The 3365-nt window shown below is 67.8% G+C and carries 5 protein-coding genes and 1 pseudogene; 3 read left to right on the top strand and 3 right to left on the bottom strand.

The genetic code is table 11. The features are described 5' to 3' along the window. Positions 1-516: 516 nt before the first annotated feature. Together IH80_RS46705 and IH80_RS0138050 are read left to right on the top strand one after the other, a co-directional pair. Positions 517-706: pseudogene (locus IH80_RS46705) on the top strand (transposase); the annotation flags it as partial. 110 nt (positions 707-816) lie between these two features. Beyond that, the gene (locus IH80_RS0138050; RefSeq protein ID WP_030966479.1) at positions 817-1137 is read left to right on the top strand and encodes a MafI family immunity protein; all 321 of its coding nucleotides are present in this window, start codon (positions 817-819) and stop codon (positions 1135-1137) included. A 34-nt stretch (positions 1138-1171) separates the two neighbouring features. Here the strand turns inward: IH80_RS0138050 and IH80_RS0138045 are convergent, their stop codons facing one another. Next, positions 1172-1720 (bottom strand): hypothetical protein, encoded by a 549-nt coding sequence (locus IH80_RS0138045; protein ID WP_234432536.1) that lies wholly within the window; start codon positions 1718-1720, stop codon positions 1172-1174. A gap of 301 nt (positions 1721-2021) precedes the next feature. Here IH80_RS0138045 and IH80_RS0138040 point away from each other — a divergent pair, with 301 nt between their 5' ends. Then, positions 2022-2507 carry a YfbM family protein gene (locus tag IH80_RS0138040; RefSeq protein WP_030966477.1) on the top strand — a complete coding sequence of 162 codons (486 nt, stop codon included), beginning with the start codon at positions 2022-2024 and terminating at the stop codon, positions 2505-2507. A gap of 59 nt (positions 2508-2566) precedes the next feature. On the opposite strand, the gene IH80_RS0138035 is transcribed toward IH80_RS0138040, so the two are convergent. Continuing rightward, positions 2567-2836: a hypothetical protein gene (locus IH80_RS0138035; RefSeq protein ID WP_234432535.1), complete on the bottom strand. Its 270-nt coding sequence runs from the start codon at positions 2834-2836 to the stop codon at positions 2567-2569. Between the two features lie 17 nt (positions 2837-2853). Further along, a complete protein-coding gene (locus IH80_RS0138030) occupies positions 2854-3210 on the bottom strand; it encodes a hypothetical protein (protein ID WP_030966475.1) in 357 nt (118 codons plus the stop codon). Positions 3211-3365 lie beyond the last annotated feature (155 nt).

The raw sequence follows: 3365 nt of genomic DNA, 5'->3' as shown, positions 1-3365 counted from the left end.
TCTCAAGGAACGGACGCTTCCTTCGTACTCACCCTCTCGGGCTTTCCTCCGGGCTTTCGTTCTGCTGTCTTGCGTTTCCGACTCTATCAGACTCTTTCGTGTCCGATTTCCTCGGCGCTTTCCAGGTTTTCGCTTTCGCGTTTCCCTTTCCGGCGGATCCGACTCTATCAGAAGTTCTCCACCGGATTTCTCCGACTTCGATTCCCGAATGAAGAGTCGAGCGTCCCCACTCGAAGGTGAATCCTCGTGGGGGCTGCTGCCGAGCGCTTCAGCTCCAGGCAACTGTTCAACTCTACAACCGTGCCCAGGAGGAGTCAAAACGTCCCTCCCCACCCAGGTCGCGGCCCTCGCCGCCCCAGTCAGCAGCGCTCCGTCACCGCCGCGCGGTGCACTGGGCAGCAGATCACTCGTCTGGTCCGCGGGCATGGGGGCGCCACCCGAATGGGACGCCGCCGCCGCTGCTGCGCGCGTAGCACCCGGCCGCTCCTGAGGGTGGCGCCGACGCCGGCCAGGGCTTCCTGGGCCGCGTTGAGGTCGATCCGGGCAGCCCTCCCGGGCGGCGCCCCGATCTAGGTGATCCTCGACAACCTCTCCGCCCCCCCCTGAACTGGCGAATCCGCAGGTGGGCAGCCCGTAACCAGGTCGAGCTGGGTTACACCCCGACCTACGCGTCCTGGGCCAACCCGTCGAGGCCCCCTTCGGGCCGCGCGGCAGACGAGAGCGTGCTCCGCGTGCGCAGCGAGAAGGGCATCCCCTAGGGCGGACGTCCGATGAAAGCCGCGTGACCCTACTGACAGCACCGGCAACACTGGCGCCATGACCGTTGATCGTGAAGTTCTTCAAGCCAGCTGGAACCAGACCCGTGGCCACCTCGACACCGCCCGGGCCCACCTCGCAGGCCTGCCGGACATCGATCTCGCAGCGACGCTGGAGCTCCTGGAGCACAACGAGCTGAAACTCGCCTTCGAGTGCCTGGTCGATCTCGGCGACCACCTCGACCTGCCGCTCAGCTTCTGGCAGCACCTGGACCGAGCGGCTCGTGAGATGCGGCTCTACAGCGATGCGCTGCACACCCCCCACCTCACAGCTGCCGACTTCTGTCGCCGTCAGCTCGCCGCTGCCTCCGAGGAGGAGTGACCCGCCCACCCGGCGAACCTTCCCCGTCACAGCACTAAGGGCAGTGGTCCAACACAGCGCGAAATCTCTCCCGCCCTGCCGTGACGCACGCGCCCCACAGGCTCGAGGCGTCACCGCTCAGCGAGAGGGACTGGAGCCGTTGTTCCTCGGCGAGATAACTGGCACCCGCCACGTTCTGGTCCAGCATCCCCATCGCGGTGAGCGCCACATGGCCGCAGGACACCGCGTCATCAGCGCTGCCCGAGCCATGGGCCACCATGGCGTAGCGCAAACAGAGCGCAGCGAAGAAGGCGTAGGTGTCGGCGACTGCGGTGATCCCCTCCTCGTTCGGCTGCAGCTCCCAGAACCGCTCCAGACGGCGCACGCCCTTGGTCGCGTCGGCGAGGGGCCGGTCGGCATGCCAGAGATCACGAACGGACTCCGCATAGAAGTCCAGGTCGGCTTCGCGCCCCAGCGCGCCGGCCCTCAGCCCCACGAACAGTGGCGCCATGCGTTCGGCACAGGCGGCGACATACAGGCGGATCGCCTCGCCGCCCCCCTCACGAAGTGCCTCTACGACGGCCCCCTCCACCAGCTTCGGCACGTACCCACCCTCATCCCGTTCGAAGAGATCGCAACCGGCAACCCGCAGGCCGCCGTCGGCGCGGTGCCTTCGGCCCCAGACCGGCAGCGCCGCCCACCTTCTCGTGCTCGCCAGCCCTGTTCAGCCGAGCGAGATCCGAACCTTCCGGCAGCTCTCGTACCGCCGTCCAGCCCACCGCCTCCCCGCGCCCCCTCGGCGGAGTGCCACGACGTGCCCCATTGCCTGCACCTCCACTCCCGGACACGAGTGATCGACGGCTCGCTCGGGCCCGCTGTCGAAGCGCCTTCCTAGGCTGTCGCCCATGAGCATGAACGGCGAGTATCTGCGCGTCACACCCGGCGAACTGGCCCGGGTCCTGGAGGACCCCGAGTGGGTCCTGGACCTCGCCGAGGAGGACGACGACAGGGCGACGCCGGCCGAGGCCCGTCATTTCAGCACGCACCAGACGTGGCACCTGCTGGACTTCCTGCTGAAGCGTTCGCTCTTCCCGGTCGACATCGTGTACGGCGAGGAGCCCCTCCCCGAGGCCGACGACTGGGGCTACGGGCCGCCGCGGTACGTGACTGCCGGCCGGGTACGGCTGGCTGCCGACGCACTGACGCGGATGACCTATGACCAAATGATCAGGGGCCTCGACCGCTCCGAGCTCGTCGCTGCCGAGATCTACCCGCAGATCTGGGACTCGCCCACGTCGCTGGACTGGGCCCGCGACCTCTTCATTCCCCTGACGGAGTTCTTCCGAGCCGCGGCCTCAGACGGCCACGCCCTCGTGATCTGGTTGGACTGAGCGGCCCGTCGCACTCGGCCACCAGGTCGTCGGCGGCGGTGCCTTCCGGCCCGCGAAGGTCAGAGGTTGACGCGCTTGAGGTAGACCCGGCTGCGGTGCGGGATGGTCTGGTACCAGACCATGAGGTGTTCGTCCTCGTACGTACGGAGCCGCATCGGGTGGGGGTCCTCGTAGAGGCTGCCGTCCTTGGGGTCGATGGCCATCGAAGCGAGGTCGACCAGGCCGTCCATGACGGCGCCGACCAGCTCTTGCTGGTCCTCGGGCATGTCGCCGAGCACCCACAGCCGGCTGGGGTCGCACTCCCAGGCCCAGCCGCTGTCGTTCTCCACGCCCTCGCCGCGCCGGGTCACTGACCGATCTCGCGCTGGGCCTCGGCCAGGATGCGGCTGCTGGTCTCCATCGCGACGCGGAACTGTTCCTCTGTGGCGTCGGGATCGCCCGCGATCCGTTCGGCTTCGTGCAGCGCCGCCGAGCGGGCCGGCCAGCGGTGGATCGCCACGTGCGTGGCCCACTTGATCAGGAAGAACCGCAGCGGGTTGATGGCGCCCGTCTCCGCCGCACGGTCGAAGGCCTCGTTGCATTCCTTGTCGAGCACGGCCAGGTTGGCCATGTCGATCCGGCGCACGGCGTCCCGCAGGGCTTCCCGTGTCATCGCCGGCTGGGGGATGAGAGGCCCGCCGTCTTCCAACTGCTGTGCTGTCATCGTGTCCTCCAGGGGAACGCTGGCCAGGATACCCAGCCGAGTCCCAGAACCTGGTGGTGAACGCAGAAAAGCCCCGCACCAGAAGGTGCGGGGCTTTCCCACAATGATTGTTCGGCGGCGTCCTACTCTCCCACAGGGTCCCCCCTGCAGTACCA

The sequence above is a fragment of the Streptomyces sp. NRRL S-378 genome (assembly GCF_000720645.1).
GTDB lineage: Bacteria > Actinomycetota > Actinomycetes > Streptomycetales > Streptomycetaceae > Streptomyces.
Note: the sequence above shows the minus strand (reverse complement) of the source record. Positions and strands in the feature narration are given on the sequence as shown.

Excerpts from the sequence above, each read along its gene's own strand:
- IH80_RS0138050 (WP_030966479.1), top strand. The coding sequence starts at position 817 with ATGACCGTTGATCGTGAAGTTCTTCAAGCCAGCTGGAACCAGACCCGT.
- IH80_RS0138040 (WP_030966477.1), top strand. The coding sequence starts at position 2,022 with ATGAGCATGAACGGCGAGTATCTGCGCGTCACACCCGGCGAACTGGCC.
- IH80_RS0138030 (WP_030966475.1), bottom strand. The coding sequence starts at position 3,210 with ATGACAGCACAGCAGTTGGAAGACGGCGGGCCTCTCATCCCCCAGCCG.